General features: G+C 34.6%; 20 protein-coding genes and 1 pseudogene. 13 read left to right on the top strand and 8 right to left on the bottom strand.

Features of this window, described 5'->3' with window-relative positions; genetic code table 11:
- Positions 1–35: 35 nt before the first annotated feature.
- From CLAVI_RS01020 to CLAVI_RS00960, 13 genes are all read left to right on the top strand, one after another.
- Positions 36–785, top strand: a complete 750-nt coding sequence (locus CLAVI_RS01020; protein WP_194843723.1) for a SycD/LcrH family type III secretion system chaperone — start codon at positions 36–38, stop codon at positions 783–785.
- Positions 786–818: 33 nt separating this feature from the next.
- Positions 819–2,501 (top strand): hypothetical protein, encoded by a 1,683-nt coding sequence (locus CLAVI_RS01015; RefSeq protein ID WP_194843722.1) that lies wholly within the window; start codon positions 819–821, stop codon positions 2,499–2,501.
- 27 nt (positions 2,502–2,528) lie between these two features.
- The gene (locus tag CLAVI_RS01010; RefSeq protein WP_194843721.1) at positions 2,529–4,085 is read left to right on the top strand and encodes a hypothetical protein; all 1,557 of its coding nucleotides are present in this window, start codon (positions 2,529–2,531) and stop codon (positions 4,083–4,085) included.
- Positions 4,086–4,427: 342 nt separating this feature from the next.
- Complete coding sequence (locus CLAVI_RS01005; RefSeq protein ID WP_194843720.1) at positions 4,428–5,708, top strand: hypothetical protein; 1,281 nt, start codon at positions 4,428–4,430, stop codon at positions 5,706–5,708.
- Positions 5,705–8,110 carry a secretin GspD/PilQ domain-containing protein gene (locus tag CLAVI_RS01000; protein WP_194843719.1) on the top strand — a complete coding sequence of 802 codons (2,406 nt, stop codon included), beginning with the start codon at positions 5,705–5,707 and terminating at the stop codon, positions 8,108–8,110. Before CLAVI_RS01005 ends, CLAVI_RS01000 begins: the two co-directional genes overlap by 4 nt.
- Positions 8,094–9,686: a type II secretion system ATPase GspE gene (gene gspE, locus CLAVI_RS00995; RefSeq protein WP_228547627.1), complete on the top strand. Its 1,593-nt coding sequence runs from the start codon at positions 8,094–8,096 to the stop codon at positions 9,684–9,686. Before CLAVI_RS01000 ends, gspE begins: the two co-directional genes overlap by 17 nt.
- Positions 9,687–9,695: 9 nt before the next feature.
- The gene (locus CLAVI_RS00990; protein ID WP_194843718.1) at positions 9,696–10,892 is read left to right on the top strand and encodes a type II secretion system F family protein; all 1,197 of its coding nucleotides are present in this window, start codon (positions 9,696–9,698) and stop codon (positions 10,890–10,892) included.
- A 15-nt stretch (positions 10,893–10,907) separates the two neighbouring features.
- On the top strand, positions 10,908–11,279 hold the full coding sequence (locus tag CLAVI_RS00985) for a type II secretion system protein (protein WP_194843717.1): 372 nt from the start codon (positions 10,908–10,910) through the stop codon (positions 11,277–11,279).
- Positions 11,280–11,304: 25 nt separating this feature from the next.
- Positions 11,305–11,739, top strand: coding sequence for a hypothetical protein (locus CLAVI_RS00980; RefSeq protein ID WP_194843716.1), 435 nt, complete (start codon positions 11,305–11,307; stop codon positions 11,737–11,739).
- Entirely contained in the window at positions 11,736–12,173 is a 438-nt protein-coding gene (locus CLAVI_RS00975) for a hypothetical protein (protein ID WP_194843715.1), read from the top strand. Before CLAVI_RS00980 ends, CLAVI_RS00975 begins: the two co-directional genes overlap by 4 nt.
- Positions 12,170–12,754, top strand: a complete 585-nt coding sequence (locus tag CLAVI_RS00970; protein ID WP_194843714.1) for a DUF1494 domain-containing protein — start codon at positions 12,170–12,172, stop codon at positions 12,752–12,754. The genes CLAVI_RS00975 and CLAVI_RS00970 overlap by 4 nt, the downstream gene beginning before the upstream one ends.
- Positions 12,736–13,686: a hypothetical protein gene (locus CLAVI_RS00965; protein WP_194843713.1), complete on the top strand. Its 951-nt coding sequence runs from the start codon at positions 12,736–12,738 to the stop codon at positions 13,684–13,686. Before CLAVI_RS00970 ends, CLAVI_RS00965 begins: the two co-directional genes overlap by 19 nt.
- 219 nt (positions 13,687–13,905) lie before the next feature.
- Positions 13,906–14,307: a hypothetical protein gene (locus CLAVI_RS00960; RefSeq protein WP_194843712.1), complete on the top strand. Its 402-nt coding sequence runs from the start codon at positions 13,906–13,908 to the stop codon at positions 14,305–14,307.
- Between the two features lie 11 nt (positions 14,308–14,318).
- Here the strand turns inward: CLAVI_RS00960 and CLAVI_RS00955 are convergent, their stop codons facing one another.
- The 8 genes and pseudogenes from CLAVI_RS00955 to lipA all read right to left on the bottom strand — a co-directional run bounded on the left by CLAVI_RS00955 (position 14,319) and on the right by lipA (position 20,605).
- A complete protein-coding gene (locus CLAVI_RS00955) occupies positions 14,319–15,137 on the bottom strand; it encodes an EscT/YscT/HrcT family type III secretion system export apparatus protein (RefSeq protein WP_194843711.1) in 819 nt (272 codons plus the stop codon).
- Between the two features lie 12 nt (positions 15,138–15,149).
- Complete coding sequence (gene sctS / locus CLAVI_RS00950; RefSeq protein WP_194843710.1) at positions 15,150–15,425, bottom strand: type III secretion system export apparatus subunit SctS; 276 nt, start codon at positions 15,423–15,425, stop codon at positions 15,150–15,152.
- 3 nt (positions 15,426–15,428) lie between these two features.
- A pseudogene (sctR, locus tag CLAVI_RS00945) lies at positions 15,429–16,124 on the bottom strand (type III secretion system export apparatus subunit SctR); the annotation flags it as partial.
- Positions 16,125–16,264: 140 nt separating this feature from the next.
- Positions 16,265–16,945: an HrpE/YscL family type III secretion apparatus protein gene (locus tag CLAVI_RS00940; protein ID WP_194843708.1), complete on the bottom strand. Its 681-nt coding sequence runs from the start codon at positions 16,943–16,945 to the stop codon at positions 16,265–16,267.
- On the bottom strand, positions 16,942–17,784 hold the full coding sequence (locus CLAVI_RS00935) for a hypothetical protein (protein ID WP_194843707.1): 843 nt from the start codon (positions 17,782–17,784) through the stop codon (positions 16,942–16,944). The genes CLAVI_RS00940 and CLAVI_RS00935 overlap by 4 nt, the downstream gene beginning before the upstream one ends.
- A 2-nt stretch (positions 17,785–17,786) precedes the next feature.
- Entirely contained in the window at positions 17,787–18,734 is a 948-nt protein-coding gene (locus CLAVI_RS00930; protein WP_194843706.1) for an EscJ/YscJ/HrcJ family type III secretion inner membrane ring protein, read from the bottom strand.
- Between the two features lie 45 nt (positions 18,735–18,779).
- Positions 18,780–19,676 carry a hypothetical protein gene (locus CLAVI_RS00925; protein ID WP_194843705.1) on the bottom strand — a complete coding sequence of 299 codons (897 nt, stop codon included), beginning with the start codon at positions 19,674–19,676 and terminating at the stop codon, positions 18,780–18,782.
- The gene (gene lipA / locus CLAVI_RS00920) at positions 19,673–20,605 is read right to left on the bottom strand and encodes a lipoyl synthase (RefSeq protein ID WP_194843704.1); all 933 of its coding nucleotides are present in this window, start codon (positions 20,603–20,605) and stop codon (positions 19,673–19,675) included. Before lipA ends, CLAVI_RS00925 begins: the two co-directional genes overlap by 4 nt.
- Positions 20,606–20,607: the final 2 nt, after the last annotated feature.

Genomic DNA, 20,607 nt, shown 5'->3' with positions numbered 1-20,607 from the left:
TTATAAATTAATATCTTTGATTAAAAGAGGATCATATGCCTTTTCAACCCACAAGTCAGCCAAGTAATTCTAAAAAAAACACGAGGGTACAGCAAGCAACATCCTCTTCACAAAAATCTTCTAAGCAAAATAAAAGTAAGCTAGATGAAATTGCTGCTTTTCATAAATCAAAAGAAGAAAGAGCAGCAGAGTCTGGTACATTTACGCAGGCAGAAGCAAAACAAGCTCTTACAAATGTTTTAATACGATTGAAGAGAGGGGAAAATCTTCAAAATATTTTAGGACTTTCTAATGATCTTATAGAACAGATTTATGCATTAGCTTATGGATTTTATATCCAAGGAAAGTACCAAGAAGCTTTAAGTCTTTTTCAGACATTAGTTTCGGCAAAGCCAGCAAGCTATAAATTTAATTTAGGTCTTGGATCTTGTTACCTCCAGTTAGGACACTATGAGCAAGCAGCCTTTTCTTTTTTCCTAGCATTTAGTGAGCAAACAGATAACCCAATCCCAGCGTATTATATCGCTGATAGTTTCTTCCGAGGAGATTTTATAGAAGAGGCTAAGGAGTTTATAGATATCACTATTAATTTATGTGGAAAAAAACCTAGTTATAGCTCAATAAAAGAGCAAACCCTTTTCATGAAAAATGCCATCAATAGCACAGATGGTAAGAAGAAAACACCATCCAAGAAAGCAGCTAAACAAACAGAAAAAGTAGTAGCCCCAGAAGCTAATGTAAAAAAAACAGAAGGCACTACTAAGAAGAAAAAAATCATACGATAGATAAATATTTAAGAAAGGAAGGAAAAGTTTTTTATGGGTATGTCAGCTGGAGGGGTTCCTGGATCTAATGGGCCAACAATTCAAAATCAGGTTTATTCATCTACACCAGTTGTTAATCCAAAAGATCGGGTAGGGGCTGAAAATAAACAAGTAACAGCTGCAGCAGGCCAAGGAGATATAGGCACTGGGACTAATCAATTTGATTATGCTCAAGGTGTTAATCCACAAATGGGAGTACCGCAAGCAAATGTATCCCATGTTGCAGGATCTGACCTTGCTAACAAGAGCTATGCTTCATCATTAACAAATCTTCAAGCGGCACAAACAGTTGGAGCCTTTCAGATTAATGATCAGGGAGGCTTTAATCAGCAATTTTCTGATGAAGATTTGGAAGAAGAGGATATTTCAAAAGATGAAAAGGCTAATCAAACTCAAGGGAGTAATAAATCAGCATCGCAGTTAAGAGCTGCTGGTCAAGCTGGTCCAGTGCAAGATATTGACAGTATTACTGGAGCAAAAACTAATACAAAGGGATTAACCCAAGCTCAGATACAAGAGATTATCTATGCTTCTATCAAAGGTACAATTCCTAAATCTAATCTAGCAGGTATAGTAGCATTACCATTGCCAAAAAGATTACCTTCTACCGAGATGCAAGAAATAGCAGCAGCTTTTAGTGCAGCATTGTCTAATTTAAATGATCAAGTTACATCTGCGTTAGAGTCCTATTCAGGCGTTCAAGAAATGCAAGATGCATCGAGTCGAAATTCATTAGTGTCATCTAAAGAACTTAGTCGAGTGCGACAAGACCATATAAAAAAACAGGCTGAAATAGATAAAGGATCAGAAGCACACGGAGGATTATCAACAGCTTCTGCAATTGCAATAGGTATAGGGGTTGCTTTAGCTGTTGTTACTTTAATCATAGCGCTTGTTTCATGTGGTATAGGAGCTGCTGTGATGGCTCCTGTGGATGCAGCAATTATGGCAGGGGAAGCAACAGCAGCAGGTGCTACAGCAGCAGCTGAGGGCGCTGTTGTAGGAGTAGCAGAAGGAGTAGCTGTAGGAGTAGCAGAAGGTGTCGCGCTTGGTGTGGTAGAAGGAGTAGCAGAAGGAGTAGCTCTTGCAGCAGTAGAAGGAGCCACAGTAGCAGTAACAGAGGGTGTTGCTTCAGCAGTAGCTTCTACTCTTGCTCAGACTATTCTTAGAGTTATCACTCAGATGGCTACAAGTGCTAAAGATTTTGCTCAACAAGTTATAAGTGCTGTAATGAGATCTGTAAAGGATCGAATACAACCACTTTTAGATAAAATTACACAAGTTAGGGATAAGGTTTCAGGATTCCAAAGAGCAGGCGAAGAGGTCATTAGAGACAAAAGTCCAGCTTTTGGCAAAATTATGGACATAGCTTCTAATAATACCTTAAATACGAGTGTAGCAGTTGTTTTAGCTTTACCACAGTTAGCTATGGGTATTAAAGATTTAGAGTTGTCAGCTTTAAAGAAAGAATTAGCTGGATTACAAAAACAATTAGGAAATATTAGCGCTCAAGCAAGTGAAAATGAAGCTTTTGCCGCTTTTTGGTCTCAAGCTACTGCTGTAGCAAGCAAGCAAATATCTTCAACACAAACATTAGAAACGAGTTTAGGTAAAACATATGGCAATTTAACGAAAGCATTGCAAAGTATTGCAGCTGGTATGGCTTCGCCTGTTTAAAAATAATAGAAAAGGAATAATTTATTTATGAGTTCAAGTATAGATCCATCATCAAGTGGTAGTCAAAGTAGTAATCAATTTGCTTGGCAAAATCTTCTTTCCACAGTTAAAAAAAATGTCTTACAGACAAATGCTCCAATAGATCCCGCATCAGCAAATGCTAAAGCTCCTACCTCAAGTGGTCCAGATGCTGCAATGATGGATGGAGGGAAGCTACCAGATGGTTTTATTCAACCAAAAGGAACAAGTACTACTGGTCCTGTTAAAGAAACAGTCTTTGTAGATTCTTTTGGTAGACCTAAAGCTCTTCCAAATGGTCCTACCATGGAAATGAGCGTCTTAATGCAAGATAAGATAGAAAAAGCATCTCAGATTCAAACAAAAGATGTTAAAGAAATTACAAACCTACAATTTATTGATCCAGATACAACAGTTGGATCAACAGCTTTTCTGCCACCTCCTAAAGCAACAGTACAAGGTGAGATGATAAAAAAAGATATGGGCTTTTTAGCTTTATTAGGATTGGTATTAACTTTATTAGCAAAAGCAAATTCTGGCTCTTTTTCAGAGCAATTTAAAGCACAAAATTCAGATATACAAGCTCAATTAGCGCTAGCTCCTCAAATAGGCGATGCTATTAGAGCCCAAGCGGCAGCACAATCTGATGCTACATTATTACAAGCTCAGCAGCAATTGGTATCAGGAGTTATGAATATATGTGCTTTTGCAGCCGCAGGAGCAATGGGGATGGTAGGTGTTATTACAGAAAGTAGTGCTAAATTGGGATCTGCCATTTTTACAAAAGAAACTGCTGCTGCATCTGCTGCTGGAGTAGGTGCTGGTAAGGGCGTTGTAGGAGAAGGAGGAAAGATCATGGATGATGTTGCTGGCGCAACAGGAGGAGCAGGAGGAGCTACAGCAGCTTCAAAAGCCACACAGGCACAATTAGCAAAAGAAGCAGTGTTAAAAAGAGCTTCGATGCAAGAAGCTTCTGCTATGAAGGCATCGAAGGCTTCTGAAACAGCAGAAAGTAATGTAGCAGAGACAGTTGCTAATGCAACAACTAAAAGTAAAGCTAGTAAGGGATCCGCGGCTCAACAAGCACAAGCAAATTCAAAAATGACTGCGCAAAAAAAAGCAGAGCAACAAGTGGATGTTGTTAAAAATCAATCTAGTCAAAAGGCTGAAAGTATTGATGAGGCTCTTAATAACCCACAATGGAAGGAGAAAATGTCCCGAGGTTTTAGTGCTATAAAGAGTTCTGCTGGAAAAGGTGTAGAGAAAATGGGAATATTTCTAGATAATGCTTCTAAAGTAGCTATGTTGTCTAACTTACTTGTGCAAGGTGTTGATGGTATAGCAGGTTCAATATACCAAACACAGATTGCAGCAGCACAAGTAAGAGAAGGGGAGGCTCAAGCGACATCTACCACATTACAACAAATAAGTGGTGTATATGGACAATTAGCAGGTCAAGCTCAGTCACTAGGAGAGCAAAGTATGCAAAATATGAACCAAGCATTACAGTTGTTGCAAAATGCTGCCGATAGTTCTACATCAACAACTGCTGCTATCTTCCATTAAAATAAGGTATCACTAGAAGTACAAATTTTATCTCTTACAATTAGCAGCTTTGAAAGACTCAAAAAAAATCATTCATAAGCAGTTATAGGAGTTTCTTAGAGATAAGAAGAGCGTGCTTCTATGAATCAAGATAGCGTATTGTCTTTAAAGGCTATTCTTTTTAAGATTTGGTTTGCATGATCAAATTGAAAATCATATGAAAATCTAATTAATTTTAAAATTAATTAGATTTAATTTTATATTATTCTGTTATAAATTGATTTTTATAATTTTTTGTTATAATTTCCTATTAATATAGTAATGGATTTATATTTCTGAGCAGGAGCTGGCCAGTTTTATTATATGCATCGTTTTTTCTTGTTACGATTTTTTGCATGGGGCTCTGCCTGTATCTTTTATTTTTGGGCGATATTAGTAGCATTATGTGGTAATTTTACAGCTTCTGTAGCGCAAAAATTACCGCCAGCTTTATTAAATATTTTTCAGAAGGAAGGACCTACTTTTTCGATTTTAGAAAATCTTTTTAACCCCTTTGAACCTTCTTTAGAAAGGGTTAAAGAAGATATACAAAGAGACTTGGTTTTTTGTGGAATAAATGAAAGACCAGACTCAGATAAACAAAGTATTTATTTTCAATTGCAAGGGACCTCTAAGAAGGAAGAGTTTCGAGTAGGACAAGAGCTAAAGCTTTATTATGCGAAAAAAGATGGAGAAGGAACTCTTTTTTATGATTTTATAAAGAATTCTGAAAGTAAGATTACAATTAGATTAGAGCATCTTAAAGAAAATGAGGCCCTATTTTCTTTAATGAAAGTCTCTTCACAGGAAGTAAAAAAAGAATTTAGTGTTCCAATTCTAGAAAAAGGGATAACTACCTTTGATTTTATGATCAATGGACAAAAAGTTGATAATACACTCTTTCTAAAGCAGAAGGCTCGATGGGTAGGAAAAGATCTCATATTGCTTCACTATGGTGGAGATCACTTTTCTTCTTACAAAGATAAAGAACGGATTGATTTTGAAGAAAATGGCCAGCTTTATACTTGTTTTGTCAAAGCTGGAGATTATTTAATCCGAAGAGCAAATCAATGGATGTTAGCTCCAAAAGTAATAGAAACAGAGAATCAACCTATTTTATTTATACGCAGCGTTACTGAAAGTATCATGATTTGTGAATTATGGGATACAGAGGGTCTTACTAAAGTAGTCTATTCTTTAATACAGTTTAAAGATCCTTCTAAAGAGCTTTTAGATTTTGGAAAAGAAGTGCATTTTGTAGGAATGCAGTCATTAGATCGCCCTATTATAGAATTCTCTAATGGTAAGCGTATTATTTTAGATCCTTCAGATTGGTTATTAAAAGAATCTGGACAGTGGAAAAAAATCTCTACCCTAGAAGATTTAGATGCTTATGTGGAAAGACGTTCTATAGGACCATTATTTGTTTTTGAAAAAATTATTAAAGAAAATAAATGCCTAACAATAAAAGGATCTTTATTCAATAGCTTAAGAAGTAAATCAGAGCCTATATTATTAAAAATAAAAAAAACAGGAGAAGGTACACAGCTTTCTTCAGCTGGATCCATGCTACTTAAGCAAGAGAAAGAGAGACAAAAATCATGAATACAAGACTATCCATAAGCTCACTTTTTTATTGTATGTTATTTATAGCTGGAGTGTTTTTCTTTGGCACAGCCCAAGCTTTAACCATTCAAGAAAAAAAAGAACAATTTTTACTTAATAATGCTTTGCATGAAGAAGGTAATCTCGCTCAAAAATTTAATAAAGCTATGCTGGAAAGTAGAAAACACTTAGAGGCATTATATGAGGAAGGAGGGCGATTATTAGCAGAGGGTAAAGAAGATTTAGCATTTTCTCAATTAGCTGAGAAAATTATTGTAGTAAAAGATGAACTATCACGTCTCCGAGATGATTGGAAAAAAGTTATAACTTTTCAAGGAGAGGGACTAGAGGCAGATGCTTTGTGGCATAGCCCGGAAATCACTGTTTCTCAGCTAATAATGGAATATGGAAAAAGAGATAAAATTTATCTTATTCCTGATGACGTTGGCAAAATTAAGTTATCGTTATTATCAGAATTTCCAGTGCCATGTGAAGCATGGTCAGAGTGTCTTTCTTTAGTTTTAAATGTGTTTGGTATAGGAGCAAAGGAATTAAATCCTTTTGTTTCTGAGATATATTTTATGACAGGAAAAAATTCTGGCATAAATGTTATGTGCAATTCGCGCGAAGCTTTATCTATTGTCCCGCCACATTCACGCGCTTGCTTTGTTTTGTCTGGATTAGAAACAGATCTTTCTTTGAATGTGCGTATTTTAAGAAAATTTGCTAGAGCTACTTCTGTAGATATTGAACATATTGCAGGGAAAGTATTTATTTGTGGTCCTGTTCATGAAATTCTTGAATTATTAAAATTTTATGATTTTGCTTCTGCTAATGGACGTTTAAAGCAAGATTTTCGATTAATTAATCTATGTAAAACAGATGTACATGAAATAAAAGCGGTTTTACAAGCAACTTTTAAGCAACAGTTTACAGAGTTTGCACAAGAAAGTGGAGCAGATGAAAAGTTAATAGTCCTTTCTTTAGATAAGCAAGGTAATGTTTTGTTTTTGAGTGGCCCACAAGAATATGTTGATAAGGCAGCTAAACTTATTAAAAGTATTGAAGAGGGAATGAATAGCCCAACTGAAAAAACAATTTTTTGGTACAAAGTTAAACACTCAGATCCAGAAGAGTTGGCTACATTATTGAGTAAGGTACATTCATTATGGAATCATGAAGAGACAAAGATGACTGAAAAGCCTACTTATGTTTCTCGTCCAACTATTCAACTTCGTGGCGTAGATGAAAACATTAAAAATATTAAACATGATAAATCATCCTTTTCTTCTGAAGGATTTTCTGTAAATCCAGGTGGAGAAGGTGCTAATAGTCATTCTAATAATACGTTAGTGAATTTTAAAACAAGTGCTTCAGATTTTGTTGTAGATACAAAAACAGGAACGCTTGTCATGGTCACAGAAAAAGATAAAGTTTCTCAAATACGATCATTGCTGAAAAAGTTAGATATTCCTAAGCGAATGATTAATATTGAGGTCTTACTATTTGAAAGAAAAGTATCGTCCAGTAGGCATAGTGGGATGAATTTATTACGTTTGGGAGATGCATTTGCAAAAGGTGTTTCTAATTCAGGTGCCCAACTTAATGGAAAAACAGGAATTTTAGATTTTGTATTTTCTAAAGCAGCAGATCAAAAAATGCCTGCTTATGATCTTGCATATCAGTTTTTAATGTCCCAGGAAGATATTCAAATCAATGCAAGTCCTTCTATTATGACATTGAATCGCACTCCGGCAACGATTGCTATCGTAGAAGAAATTTCAATAGCTATTGCAGACATTTCAGGGTCAGAAAAAGATTCTGATCATGTTACACAGTTTAAGAGAGCTCAATATGGAATTACTATTCGTATACTTCCTACTATCAATAGTGGTGAAAAAGAAAGTGATGGAGATAGGGAATATGTCTTATTAGATACAGATATTACATTTGATACTACTCAAGGTGTTATTACTGATCGTCCTGATGTAACCCGGAGACACATTACTAATCAGGTACGCATTGCTAATGGAGAAACAGTAATTTTAGGTGGATTACGCCGTAAAAGTAATGGATCTAGTAAAAATGGGATTCCTTTTTTAGGTGATATTCCAGGATTGGGTAAATTATTTGGAATGAGTGGTTCTGATATGTCTAGTACTGAGATGTTCGTGTTTATTACCCCTAAGATTATTCCTGATGCGGCTACTGTAGAGTATGAAGAAAAAATGGAACGCTATGAGTTAAGACATGGTGATGGTGAAGAGTTAGCACAAGCATTAGTATCTGCTAAAGAAAGATATCAACAGCTGTTACATGAAAAATTTATACAGGCAGAAGCAGATAAACTTTTGTTGAAAACGAATGCAAGGACTAATAATGAGTATGATGGACAGTCCTAAAAAATATGAAAATAATCCAATATATGACTCAAAAACAGGACTTTTGTTAATACAAGTCATAGATGATAGTAAAGTTCCACATGGGTTATTACAAAAAATTCCATATTCTTTTTTAGATCATCACAAGATAATTCCTATTATAGAAATGCAGGATAAAATCTTGGTTGCTGTTTCAGAGGCATTGAATAATAGTCCTATAGATGAGCTTAGCTTATTATTGGATAAGCCTATTGAAATGGTCTTAGTTCCTGAAGAAGAAATTGTTCGGGTGCTTAGAAGTAGTTATGCTGGAAAAGAAGGAGCAGCATCTGATTTTTTAGCGCATCTTTCAGAAGGGGAAGAAAATAAATATGATAAATCTCGAGAAGCAATAGAAGATTCTGAAGATTTATTAGGAGGGGGTGATGAAGCGCCTATTATTCGTTTATTAAATCTGATTTTAAAAGAAGCTATCAAAGAAAGAGCGTCAGATATTCATTTTGAGCCATTTGAGAATGATTTAAAGATTCGCTATCGAATAGATGGAGTATTGCAAGGAAGACATTCTCCTCCCAAAGCCTATCGCAATGCATTAATCACACGAATTAAAGTGATGGCATCTATGGATATAGCGGAACATCGATTGCCCCAAGATGGAAGGATCAAATTAAAAATAGGTGGCCGTACTGTTGATTTAAGAGTGAGTTCTGTTCCTATCATGAATGGAGAGCGCATTGTCTTGCGTATTTTAGATAGAGAAAATGTGGTTCCTGGGATAGATCAATTAGGCATGCCAACAGCTATTTTTGAAGATTTTCGTAAACTTATTACATCTCCTGAAGGAATCATTTTAGTCACAGGACCAACAGGAAGTGGGAAAACTACCACTCTTTATGGTGCAATTTCAGATTTGTATAAAGAAACTACAAATATCATGACAATAGAAGATCCAGTAGAGTATAAATTCCAAGGAATTTCTCAAATTACTGTGCATTCAAAGATAGGAATGACCTTTTCTAAAGGCTTACGACATATTCTTAGACAAGATCCAGATGTCATTATGATTGGGGAGATTCGAGATTCAGAAACAGCTGATATTGCTATTAGAGCTTCGCTTACTGGGCATTTAGTATTAAGTACTCTACACACTAATGATGCGCTTTCGGCATTACCTCGGTTAGCAGATATGGGAATAGAGCCTTATTTGCTTTCTTCAACTGTTATAGGTGTTGTTGCTCAACGTTTGGTGAGGAAGATCTGTCCTCAATGTAAAGAGTCTTATACTCCTTCTGATGCAGAAAAAATCTTTTTAATTAAACATCATGTAGATCCAGAAGGTAAAATGTTATTTCGGGGAAAAGGTTGTTCAGAGTGCTTTGGTTCAGGATATAAATATAGACAAGGGATTTATGAATTACTCGTCATTGATACAGAATTAAGATCTATGATGGCAACAGATCGAACCGCCTTAAGGGTCCGAGAGTTAGCTAAAAAGAAAAGTTTTAAACCGCTTATGTTTCATGGAATGGAGTTGATTATGAAAGGAATCACAACAACTGATGAGATTTTAAGAGTTACCCGTAGCTATGATGATTAAATAAATATTATGCCATTTTTTGAATATACATATTTAGATCCTAATCAAAAAAAACAAAAAGGACTAACAGAAGCTGATTCTCTAGCAAGAGCTCAGGAAGAACTTTTGCAGAGAGGTATTTTTCTTTTGGAGTTAACAGAAAAAGTATCAGAAAGAAAAAGAATTTTTTGCTTTAAGGTAAGACAAACAACCTCTGGGTTGCCAGGATTAATTAAAGAGCTAGCGTTACTATTAAAGGCGGGTATTCCTCTATATCAAAGTTTAGGTATGTTAGAAGAGCAGTACAGAGGGCGACCACTTCATTATCTTCCCATTGGGATTGCAAGTAAGATTCGTAATGGAGAAAGTTTTTCGGAAGCAATACAAGCTTTTCCTCGAATTTTTGAGCCATCTTATTTAGCTATGATCTTTGCTGGAGAAGCTATTGGAAATTTAGAAACAGCGCTTTTTTCTATTGCTGCTTTAGGAATGAAAAAAGAAAGACTTCAGAAACAGTTGGTATCAGCACTATCGTATCCAATACTTTTATTCTTTTTTTCTTGTTTTGTTATTTTATTTTTCTTACTAGGTGTTGTTCCGGGGCTACAAATTTTATTTGAAGATAATCCTCCAGGAGGAATTTCAGGCATTGTTTTTGGGATAAGCACATCTTTGCGCAAAAATGGTATTTTTTGGTTAGGTAGTTTTTTCTTGATTATAGGATCGATCTTTCTTTTTTGGAGATCTGATAAAGGGAAGCAGCAACGAGAAAAATGGTCCTTAAAGATTCCTTTTCTTAAAAATTTTTTAATTAAATTTGCTTTTGCTCGTTTTAGTAGAATTTTTGGTTCTTTATTGGCAGAAGGTGTTCCACTGCTGGAAGCCATGGATATAGCAACTCCAGTTCTTATTCTGTCGTCATTAAAAAATATTTTTCAGCAAGCAGGCAAGAAAATTATGGAAGGAAGTTCTTTGGGAAAAGAAATTTCTTTGGCACCATTGGTACCTATTCTTGTCAAAGGCATGATAGCTTTAGGAGAAGAAACAGGAACATTAGTTACTGTTTTGGAACATATCGCTGACATTTATGATGAAGATAATAATAAAACGATACACACATTCGTTACATGGTTACAACCTATTATTCTAATAATTCTTGGTGGATTTATTGGATTGATTATGTTGTCAGTATTGATACCATTAACGAATGGAAAGTTCTTTATGTAAAGAAAGGAGTTGTTTATGAAGAAAGTTAGAAGAGCTGTTACTTTGATAGAAGTTATGGTAGTGATCTTTTTGATAGGATTAATAGGAGGAGCTTTAGCCTTCAGTATGAGGGGCAGTTTAGATCAGGGAAAAGTATTTCATTCAGAACAAAATGCGATGAAATTATACGATATTCTTATGATGGAATATGCAAAAGGTAATAGGACATTAGAAGAAATTATAAAAGATTATCAGATTATAGCAAAAAAATCTCCATTGTCAGATAAGGGAGATAAAATTTTCAAGGATGCTTGGGGCAAAGAATTTATAGTTGAATTATCAAAAGATGGCGAAGATATTAAAATTTATTCAGAAAAGGTTAGTGCCTTTAAAAAGAAGCACTTGTAGGTGTTCCTTTTCCTTAATTGAAATTATGGTAGTGTTAGGGTTATTAGGCGTGGTTTGTACAGCAGGGATATTTTATGGAAATGCTGAACGACTTAAAACTAAGCAACTAGAAGGTTTTGCTGATAGAATGGCTGCATGGATTACCCTAACGCAACAATTATCCTTGATTTATGATGCTGATACACAGTTAGTGTTTAATAAAAAAGATGCAGGTTATACATGCCAAATAATCTGTCCACGGCCGCTCCCAATTTTTATCAATAAATTGATTAGTAAAGATCTTCCAAAAATGTATTTTGACCAGGTGTTATTTAATAATAGATCTGTAAAGTGTATTTCATTTGATGGTTCGTTAGGTGGAGCAGGCCCAATAGGAGAGTTAAGAGTGGTTATAGGAAAATATACCTTTGATTTTACATTGAAAGGTTTTCCTTCCACTATTTATAAAAGGCAGCCATGAATTATTCTTTATTCAAAAAAACGAAGAAAAAAGGAAGTTTTTTACTTCCAGAAGTGCTTCTATCTTTATTGCTTGTTAGTTTAGCAGGAATTCCTTTATTACATTTCCATTCTCGCCTTTATCGTTTTTCTCAAAAACAGGCAGTTAATATGCAGCTACAAGTAGCCGCTTCCAATTGTTTAATAGATACAGGATTATTGTTAAGGAAAGGAGCAGCCAAAGGAATTTCAGATGGAGAGCTTAATCCTATAGAAGTATTTGTCACAGGATGTAAAAGACAATATAAAGTTCATTATCAAATTGTGGAAAAAGAGAAAATATTTTTTATGAATGGTTCAGGGGAGATGTCTCTTGTAAATATTAAGGTGGAACTATCTCCTAGGCAAGGAAAAAGTTTCATATTAAGTAAAGCTTTATGTGTAGTATTGCCATGAAGAAAAAATTAAAAAAACAAAGTGTTTTGTTAAGTGAAATGTTGGTTACATTTTTTTTATTTTCTCTCTTGTTTTCTTCTCTTACATTTTGGTTTCATAGGCATCAGCGATCTCAAAAAGGACTAGAAGCTAGCTATCGTACTATTGCAGAAGAGCATAGTGCTTTTCTTAGATTAAGAAATATTTTTGATAAAATTACTGTCCCAGAAATGATTTCAGTGCAAGCTACAGAATTGTATTTTATCTTTAATAGAGGGGCTTCCTTATTATCTTTGCCCCAAGGGATTGTATCTGCACGTTTTTTTCTTGAGGAAGCAAAAGGACGATTTATGCTAGGTATAAAAGGATCTGAGTCCTTAACTCCTCAGGAAGAAAAAGTGTTTCCCTTTCTAGATGATGTGGTAAGATGCGAATGGAAACCTATTATGATAAAATCATCTATAGAAGATGAAGGTGGTGATACTATTGGAGAACCACCAGTTGCCTTAGAACTTTTGATCACAAGAAAAGCAGCACATGGGTTGCCAGAACGTGTTCTTCGCTATATGTTTGAGATAAATGCATGTCCCCTTATGTCATGACATTATTTTGGTTAACGATAATGATGCTTGTTTCTACAGGAGAGTCATTTCAGGCAATCAATAATCAGATGCGCTTATCTCTTTTTAAACAAAGAGAAGATTTTAGGAATGAATTTAATCAATTATTAGAAGAAGCTAAGTTTGATCGATTAAAAAAACAATATGGTAAACATTTACCAAAAAATCCATCTTCTTCTGTTATAAATACCCCAGTTAAAAAGCCTTATGCATTGCGTTTACAAACATATCGTCCTCCTGATGAAGCTCGTTTTAATATCGCATTAGTAAGAGATAGTACTGATAAAGATGTTAAAGCTTTTTATGATATTTTTGTTTCTTTGTTAAAAAGAATCATCGCTGTAGGTTGGCAGCAGTCTGAGCCAACTATATTTGTTTCAGGTATTGAAGAATCTATAGCCTTAGCATTAGTTAGTAAAAGAGATGAGTTGTTGTCCCTTTCTTCAGAAGAAGAATTAAGTTCTATAATTTTAGATAACCCACAGGTAAATTGTGCATGGCTCTTATTGTTAAAAGGGCGAGAAGGTATTCCTTCATTACTTAATTTTATTCGATTAACCATTAATGGAAAGGCTTCATATAAGATAAATTTATTATTTGCAGAACCTCTTTTAATTGAAGCAATTTTAGGACATGATCTTATTGCGAAGGAATTGATTGCTTTAAGAGATGATTTTTTTTCTAGAATGTGTTTTCAAGAAGAACAATTATATAAAAAAGAACTTTCTTTAAGTGACTTTAAAAATAGAACTGTATGGCGTCAAGAATTAACCACCGCTATTTTTTCTCATTGTACAGATATGACAATGAACACATTACAACATTATTTTAATTTCACTCTGGGAAGTCCAGGCAGTTATATCATCCTGAAAGACCCTTTAACAGGTACCATTGAAAGAAAGCGTTGTAAATAAAAAAAAATAGTAATAATTAAAGATAAATAAATAATTTTTTTTTAGAAAATAGCATTGTTATTTTGTTGTGACAAAAGAGTTTTAGCTTGGTTAGTTCTGAATTATTAATTTTTGTTAATTTATTTTTTTATTACAATTTGTTACTGTTAAAATAATCAAAAAAAGTCAAACCCCAAGCAGTTGGATGTTTTCACTGTTAAATACAAAGGGAGGGAGAAAATGGCAGAAAAAGATCAACAAGAAGATCAAGCTCAACCTCAACAAAATGAAAATCATGGAGCAGGAAAATCGGCTGTTCAAGAGATGTTGCGTACAAAGTTAGCGTTTTTAGTAGCACATGCGAAAGAAACAATTTGTGGTAGCCTTATGTTTTTTGGATTAGTAGTTTCTTTTTTCCATGGTTTTGGAAGTCTAATGGTTGGATGTGGTTTTGGATGGTATTTTGCTGAAGATATTCTTATAGTTACAGAAATAGCTAAAAATTATTATCCCCAAAAAGGACTTTTTAAAACATTAATGTGGAGTGGTCTACTTTTTTTAACATTTGCAAGAATGCCTATGTTATCAATTAGTTTACTGATTATGTTTGTGGCAGCAGCAATGACAGCAAGACAAAAATAATTATTAGTTATTTACCATTTCTTCACTAATATCTCTAGTTGATGCATCCAAGAAAGCATAGTGCTGTCTATATGTTTGACAATAAGCCACCAAGCTAGGCAAAGAAAGAGAGTTCCCATAAAAGCTTTTAACGCTGAAAGTAGATAGATAACTTGCACTTGTGGAGCCATCCGATTGATGATTCCTAAAAACATATCTGAAAGCAGCATAGCAATAGTGGAAGGTGCGCCTAATTGTATCATTAAGACAAGGCATAGTTGAGCTAGCTTGATGATAATCTTCCATAAAGGAGCTTCAGATAGAATAAATCCAGCAGGTAAGAATTGCTGAAGAGGCCATGTATGGAAAGAAATTAATAAGGTCCTTAAAAGAATGGCAGGTCCGCCAAAAAACCAAAAAGCAATAGTAGCTACGTTGTGATATAAAACACCTGTAGGTGAAGTTTGTTCTAAGGACAAAGGTGACGTAGAGCCTTCCATCCCTTGGATACCTTTTTGGTTAGATACAAATGCTCCAGCAGATTGTATAGCATAAAAAGGAAATGCTCCAATAAAACCAATAAAAAACCCAATAAAAACTTCTTTAACTAATAATAAATAAAAATGCCAATCATTAATTGGCAAGTGTGTAATTTCATTCAATATTTGAGGTAAACAGAGTAGTAAAAGAGCAATACTTAACCCTATTTTGATGGGAGCTGCAAGTAATTTACTACCTAAGAATGGGATAAGAGCAAAGACAGGGATTATGCGAGCTAAAGTAAGTAAAAAAATTTGCCATAAGATAGCAGGAGGATGACGAAATAAGAAATCGATATAATGATTCGTCATAGGAGAGAAGCCTTATTTCCATTTTGAGAAATTTTTAAAGATTTGCAAGGCAAATTGATAAATTAAAGAACTCAGCCAGCCTCCAGTAATCATGATAGTTCCAAAGATAACAACCAGTTTAATGGCAAAAGCAAAAGTCTGTTCTTGTATTTGTGTTGCTGCTTGAAAGATTGCTACCAAAATCCCAATTACAGAAGCTAAAATAATAGGGGGGGCTGATACCATTAAAATAAGGAGTAAGGCCTGGTAGGAATACTCAAAGAGCATGGCGTGAAATGAAGAATTCATAGGTTACCTAAAGCTTATCATGAGTCCTTGTAAGAGAAGAGTCCACCCATCAATCATTACAATTAGTAAAAGTTTTAAAGGCAGAGAAATAGAGAGGGGTGAAAGCATCATCATCTGCATAGCAACTAGAATATTAGCAGTTACTAAATCAATGACTAAAAAAGGAAGGTAAATAAGAACCCCAATTTCAAATGCTGATTTAATCTGCCCTAAAATAAATGAAGGAATCACAATTAAAAAATCTTTATCAGTAATGTTAGGTACTAACTCAGCTGGAAAGCTTTTTTGAGCTATTTTTACAAAGCTTTTAATTTGTGATGGAGGGGTATTTCTCAAAAGAAAATCCCGAAGTGGTTCTTTAGCGTGGTTCACGACCTTTAAAGTTGTCATTGCTGATTCTTTACTCATAAAAGGTGATGAATAATGAGAACTATTTAATGTAGGTTTTGCTTGATTGTACATGGCAACACCAGTAGGAAACATCACATAAATAGAAAGAATTAATGCTATTCCATTAAGAACTTGACTCGGAGGGGTTTGTTGTACCCCAAGAGCGTTTCTTAGTAATACAAGACTAATAATTATTTTAAGATAAGAAGTCAAAAGCATGATTAAGAAGGGCATCAATGCTAATAAAACTAAGACGATTGCTTGTGCAGATATATCAGGATATTTTTCTTCAAAAGCGCCCCCTGTTAAAGGAGAAGATTCCATCATCCGATCTATAGGAGAAAGATTATTAGATGATGATTTATGAGTAGCAGGTTTTCCTTCTGATGCATGAACAGGGACTGTTCCTAGTAAGCCTAACAATGCAATAAGTAAAAATAAGCGACGCATTATTGAGCTCCTGCGGTTTTTTTAGTAGCAGGAGTTTTTTTAGCAGGAGGGGTTGGTTCAGGCTCTTTTATTAAATCTTTTAATATCGCTTCTAGGGCTTTTAGCTGACTATCTAAGCTTGTATTTATAATACCAGTTTCAGTTTCAATGATAGCGCTACCTTTAACGATTTCTTCTTTAGGAGCGACAGTGAGTGATTCTAGATATTCGAAGACAGATTTAAGATGAGGTTTGCTGTTAGAGACTATTTCTAAATCGCCAGGGTTTACATAAATGCTAATTTTTTTATTTTGACTGACAGCTCGTAAGGCGGTAGCAATTATAGAAACAATTGTTTCAGGACGGACTTCAAGTTCTTTTCCAACGATTTTTCTAACACTCATTACAACTAAAGGAACGACAGCATTTTTCATGCGATCACGCATGCTCATTGTTTCTTCCTGAAGAAAAGCAAGCTGTTTAGTCCATTGATTAAGACCTTCCTGAAATCCATTTTTAGTGGCAGTAGCTTTTAATTTTTTTCCTTGAGCCATTAGAAGTTCTTTCAATCTTACAGCATCTTGTTCTGCTGTATCAACGACTTCTTGAGCTGTTAGTAAGAGAGCATATTCCTCTTCAGGAATAACTTTTTTATTTAATGATATTTGTTTTGGTTCTGCAATCAGTGAAAAACATTTCATTTTAGTAAGACCTTAGTACAGTATAAAACCTGACTTTTAAAATAAGTTAATAAATCATCAGAAGGTGTTTCATGTAAACATTCTTCAATAATTTGAGCGCGACCATAATCAAAACGACGCAATAAATGCCAAATAAAGCTAGTATTTTCCTTTTTTATAGCACAAGCCAAGCGAAGAAGCCCTCTTCTATGAATTTTTTTTAAAAGAATGGGTTCTGGGCAAGTAGTATCAATAACATGTAAGGGAGGAGGCATCCATTTTACAGGTTGTCTTTTGCAATATTCTAAGAATTGTTTTTGTTTTTGTGAAAGTATTGCATCAAGCTTAGCAATTAATCGGCAATCTACTACTTGTTGTAATTCAATAGCTACATCATACATTCCAAGAAGATCTGCAAGAGAATTACGTTCTCCTGAATTCAATCGCAAGAGATTTTTAAAATCCGAAGAAGGAAGTAAAGAAGTATCTATAACATGTTCAGGTACAATTTGTTTTTTTAGAAAATCAAGCAAAAAAAAGGCTGCAAATTCTGAACAAGGATGAGGAATTGGGCCATGAAGATCAAAATGATTTTGTAAAGCTTCTCGGAGTTTATTGGGTAAAAGAGAAAAGAAAAGACCTTTTACATTTGCTGGAATTTTTTGAAAAATTGGTAGTAGCCATGAATAATGGATATGAGTTAACCATCGGATATTATATAGCAAAATCTTTCTATTGAAAGGTGGATAACGCATTGATGCATTTACTGTAAAAAAAGAAGGCAGGTGTTTCCATAGCGATGAAGGATGTTCATCGCAATTTATCAAACTTTGAAGAATGCCTAATTGTTGCTCCAGCACAGTTACTCACCCTCTTCTTGAGAAGATGTATTAGGGTCAACAACAGGCTCAACCGTAGCTTCCACTACAACTGCCTCTGGAGTTTCAGGTTTCTTTTCTGTTGGAGGCTTTCCATATGGGACAGGATTTAATAGTGTTTTTAGCCCACCAAATTCTTTTACCAAGGGTAAAATTTTCCAAGAAACCCAGATTAATCCAGCAGCTATTAAAAATAATGAAGTGCTGAAAAAATAAAAAATTAACCTAAAACGAACTAAAGAGCCTTTAGCTAGCATTAGTCCCCAAATGCAAGTAAGTTCTTTTTGACTAGCAGGACCAGAAAGTAAAGACATTTCTGTGGAGGCTTCTTTATCAGTGATGATAGAAACATTTTCTATAGCTAAGCCAGGAATAGCATTTGCTACAAGTCGGCGTACTTTAGAGCTAATAAGACCTTGAGGATTATCCAAAGAACCACGGTGTTTTATATACACAGAAGCAGTCAATGTGGCTGTAGAGTCTTCAGATTGAGGAAATGATACTTGAACAGTAGAATCCACAATCCCATGCATTTTACGGATAGTAGTAGCTAATTGTTCAGCAAGACCTTCTTGATAACGGACTTTTTCTTGTAATTCAGAAGGTACTAACCCTTGTTTTGCAAATAAGTCTAAAAGGCTAGTTCCCTTAATACGGGGAAGCCCACATTGATTAAGAATCCCGAGGGCTTTCGTGATTTGAGGGGAATCAACAATAATATTCCATAATTGTTCACCACCACCACCACCAACAGAAGAGGTAATAGCAGGCGTTTTTTCAGCTGCAATACCTTTACTGATAAGAAGAACAACAATTTCATTAGCTTCTCTTGCGGGTATACCGCTGGCAATAACTGACTTTTTTCCACAGCCAGTGCAGAAAAGAGTCAAAATACCTATAAGGGTCAGCAAACATAATCGATGAAGACGCATAATTAGATGATCTCTATTTTTTCATTACCATAACAAAAGGCAACATTAGTGCCAATTACGAACAATTATAGTAAAAGTATTACGAATTTTTTCTGGTAATTTTGGAACTATTTCTTTTTTAAAAAAAGACCTTTGTACCATATTATCAGTATCACAGCAGATATTACTTAAGTAAGAAAGTAACATGCAATCTTTAGAATGAATAAGCAGAGAAATTTCTGAAAAAACTGCTGAAATGACCTCTTTATCTTCTGCAAATGCAGCTAAAGCAAGGGCTGCATGTGTAGTATCTTGAGCGATAGGACGATTCGACAAGATTTTTAAAAGAAATTGTTTAGAAGAATCACCAATTTCATAAAGTGCATTAGTAATACTTGCTTCTTCTTCTATTTTTCCATAAAGACTAAAGAGATAAGGGATAGAAGAAGGATCTGCTATTTTTCCAAGGCAAATAATAGCATTTACAGGGGCTTTTCCATATCCAGGAAAAAATGGACTATAGAAACGATCATCCTGAATAAGTTTAATTAAAGATGAAGTAGCATTATTTCCATAAATAATTAAAGCATCCATAGCATTATTTAATTCATTTGCTTCACTTAATATAAGATCTGCAATTAATCGTGTTATAGAATTTTCTAATAAAGGATCTTCATAAACAGTACGTAATTGGATATAGCTTTGGCGAGATTTAGCAACTTGTTCAGCGGCTTCTGTACTTAGTAAAAGAGGTGCAAGATCATGGCCTAAAGAAATTTCTACTTTTTGTAAATATTCTATACGTTCATTTCTAAAATCGCATACATCATTATCTTCTAAATACTTGATCATTAGGTCAAAATCCCCATTGAAATGGGCATCTCGAAAGAGAAGAATATCAATATCTTCTTCATCAGTAAGATCGAATCTATCAAAAACGTTTATCAAAGGATTATTACTCATACAACAGTAGCTTGAATTAATTCAAAAATTTTATCAGCATTATAGCTAGAACGGATAAAAGGGCCTGCATAAACAAGTAACCCTAATGTTTTTCCATATTCAGCGTAAGTGTCAAATCGTTCAGGATCTATAAATTGCCGAACTTTTACTTTTAATCTATTGGGTTGCAGATATTGACCAATTGTTACAACCTGACAGCCGATATGCAAAAGATCATGAAGAACTTCTTGAACTTCTTCAGGGCTTTCTCCTAGCCCTACCATAATGCCTGATTTGATTAAAATATCTGGGCGAGTTAGATGAACATGTTTGAGCATAGATAGGGATCTATCATACGTTGCTTTATGCCGTACAAAAGGAGTAAGTCTTCTTACAGTTTCAAGATTATGATTAAAAATATTTGGATTAGCAGAAAGTATTAAATCAAGAGCTTCAACATTACCAGCTAAATCAGAAGGAAAAATTTCTATAGAGGTAGAGGGCATTTTCTTGCGAATAGTAGCCATAATTTTAACAAGTTGTTCTGCGCCTCCATCTGCTAAATCATCTCTTGCTACCATTGTAATAACAACATGCTTTAATTTTAATCGAATTACAGCTTCAGCAATCCGCTCAGGTTCATCTTCTTCAAGAGGAGGAGGATTTTTTGCAAAGGAAATATTACAAAATCCACATTTCCGAGAACAATACTTTCCTAAAGCTAAAAATGTGGCAGTATTTCGAGACCAGCATTCAGTTTGGTTAGGGCAAAATGCTTCTTCACAAACTGTAAATAATTTTTGTTCACGAACTTCACCAGTGGTTTGTCCAAGGGAACGACCAGTAGGTAATTTTCTTCTAAGCCATTTAGGAAATAGAGAAGCTTTGCTTGTAGTACTTTCTTCACTGGGTTTATTGGAAGAAGGAGATGTCTTGTCTACACTGCTCATAT

The sequence above is a fragment of the Candidatus Clavichlamydia salmonicola genome, from assembly GCF_015356765.1.
Classification (GTDB): domain Bacteria; phylum Chlamydiota; class Chlamydiia; order Chlamydiales; family Chlamydiaceae; genus Clavichlamydia; species Clavichlamydia salmonicola.
The sequence above is the reverse complement of the archived record's forward strand: the minus strand, read 5'-3'. Positions and strand labels throughout refer to the sequence as shown.

Bases quoted from the DNA above. Each gene is read 5' to 3' on its own strand.
- CLAVI_RS01020 (WP_194843723.1), top strand. From the start codon at position 36: ATGCCTTTTCAACCCACAAGTCAGCCAAGTAATTCTAAAAAAAACACG.
- CLAVI_RS01015 (WP_194843722.1), top strand. From the start codon at position 819: ATGGGTATGTCAGCTGGAGGGGTTCCTGGATCTAATGGGCCAACAATT.
- CLAVI_RS01010 (WP_194843721.1), top strand. From the start codon at position 2,529: ATGAGTTCAAGTATAGATCCATCATCAAGTGGTAGTCAAAGTAGTAAT.
- CLAVI_RS01005 (WP_194843720.1), top strand. From the start codon at position 4,428: ATGCATCGTTTTTTCTTGTTACGATTTTTTGCATGGGGCTCTGCCTGT.
- CLAVI_RS01000 (WP_194843719.1), top strand. From the start codon at position 5,705: ATGAATACAAGACTATCCATAAGCTCACTTTTTTATTGTATGTTATTT.
- gspE (WP_228547627.1), top strand. From the start codon at position 8,094: ATGATGGACAGTCCTAAAAAATATGAAAATAATCCAATATATGACTCA.
- CLAVI_RS00990 (WP_194843718.1), top strand. From the start codon at position 9,696: ATGCCATTTTTTGAATATACATATTTAGATCCTAATCAAAAAAAACAA.
- CLAVI_RS00985 (WP_194843717.1), top strand. From the start codon at position 10,908: ATGAAGAAAGTTAGAAGAGCTGTTACTTTGATAGAAGTTATGGTAGTG.
- CLAVI_RS00980 (WP_194843716.1), top strand. From the start codon at position 11,305: ATGGTAGTGTTAGGGTTATTAGGCGTGGTTTGTACAGCAGGGATATTT.
- CLAVI_RS00975 (WP_194843715.1), top strand. From the start codon at position 11,736: ATGAATTATTCTTTATTCAAAAAAACGAAGAAAAAAGGAAGTTTTTTA.
- CLAVI_RS00970 (WP_194843714.1), top strand. From the start codon at position 12,170: ATGAAGAAAAAATTAAAAAAACAAAGTGTTTTGTTAAGTGAAATGTTG.
- CLAVI_RS00965 (WP_194843713.1), top strand. From the start codon at position 12,736: ATGTCCCCTTATGTCATGACATTATTTTGGTTAACGATAATGATGCTT.
- CLAVI_RS00960 (WP_194843712.1), top strand. From the start codon at position 13,906: ATGGCAGAAAAAGATCAACAAGAAGATCAAGCTCAACCTCAACAAAAT.
- CLAVI_RS00955 (WP_194843711.1), bottom strand. From the start codon at position 15,137: ATGACGAATCATTATATCGATTTCTTATTTCGTCATCCTCCTGCTATC.
- sctS (WP_194843710.1), bottom strand. From the start codon at position 15,425: ATGAATTCTTCATTTCACGCCATGCTCTTTGAGTATTCCTACCAGGCC.
- CLAVI_RS00940 (WP_194843708.1), bottom strand. From the start codon at position 16,945: ATGAAATGTTTTTCACTGATTGCAGAACCAAAACAAATATCATTAAAT.
- CLAVI_RS00930 (WP_194843706.1), bottom strand. From the start codon at position 18,734: ATGCGTCTTCATCGATTATGTTTGCTGACCCTTATAGGTATTTTGACT.
- CLAVI_RS00925 (WP_194843705.1), bottom strand. From the start codon at position 19,676: ATGAGTAATAATCCTTTGATAAACGTTTTTGATAGATTCGATCTTACT.
- lipA (WP_194843704.1), bottom strand. From the start codon at position 20,605: ATGAGCAGTGTAGACAAGACATCTCCTTCTTCCAATAAACCCAGTGAA.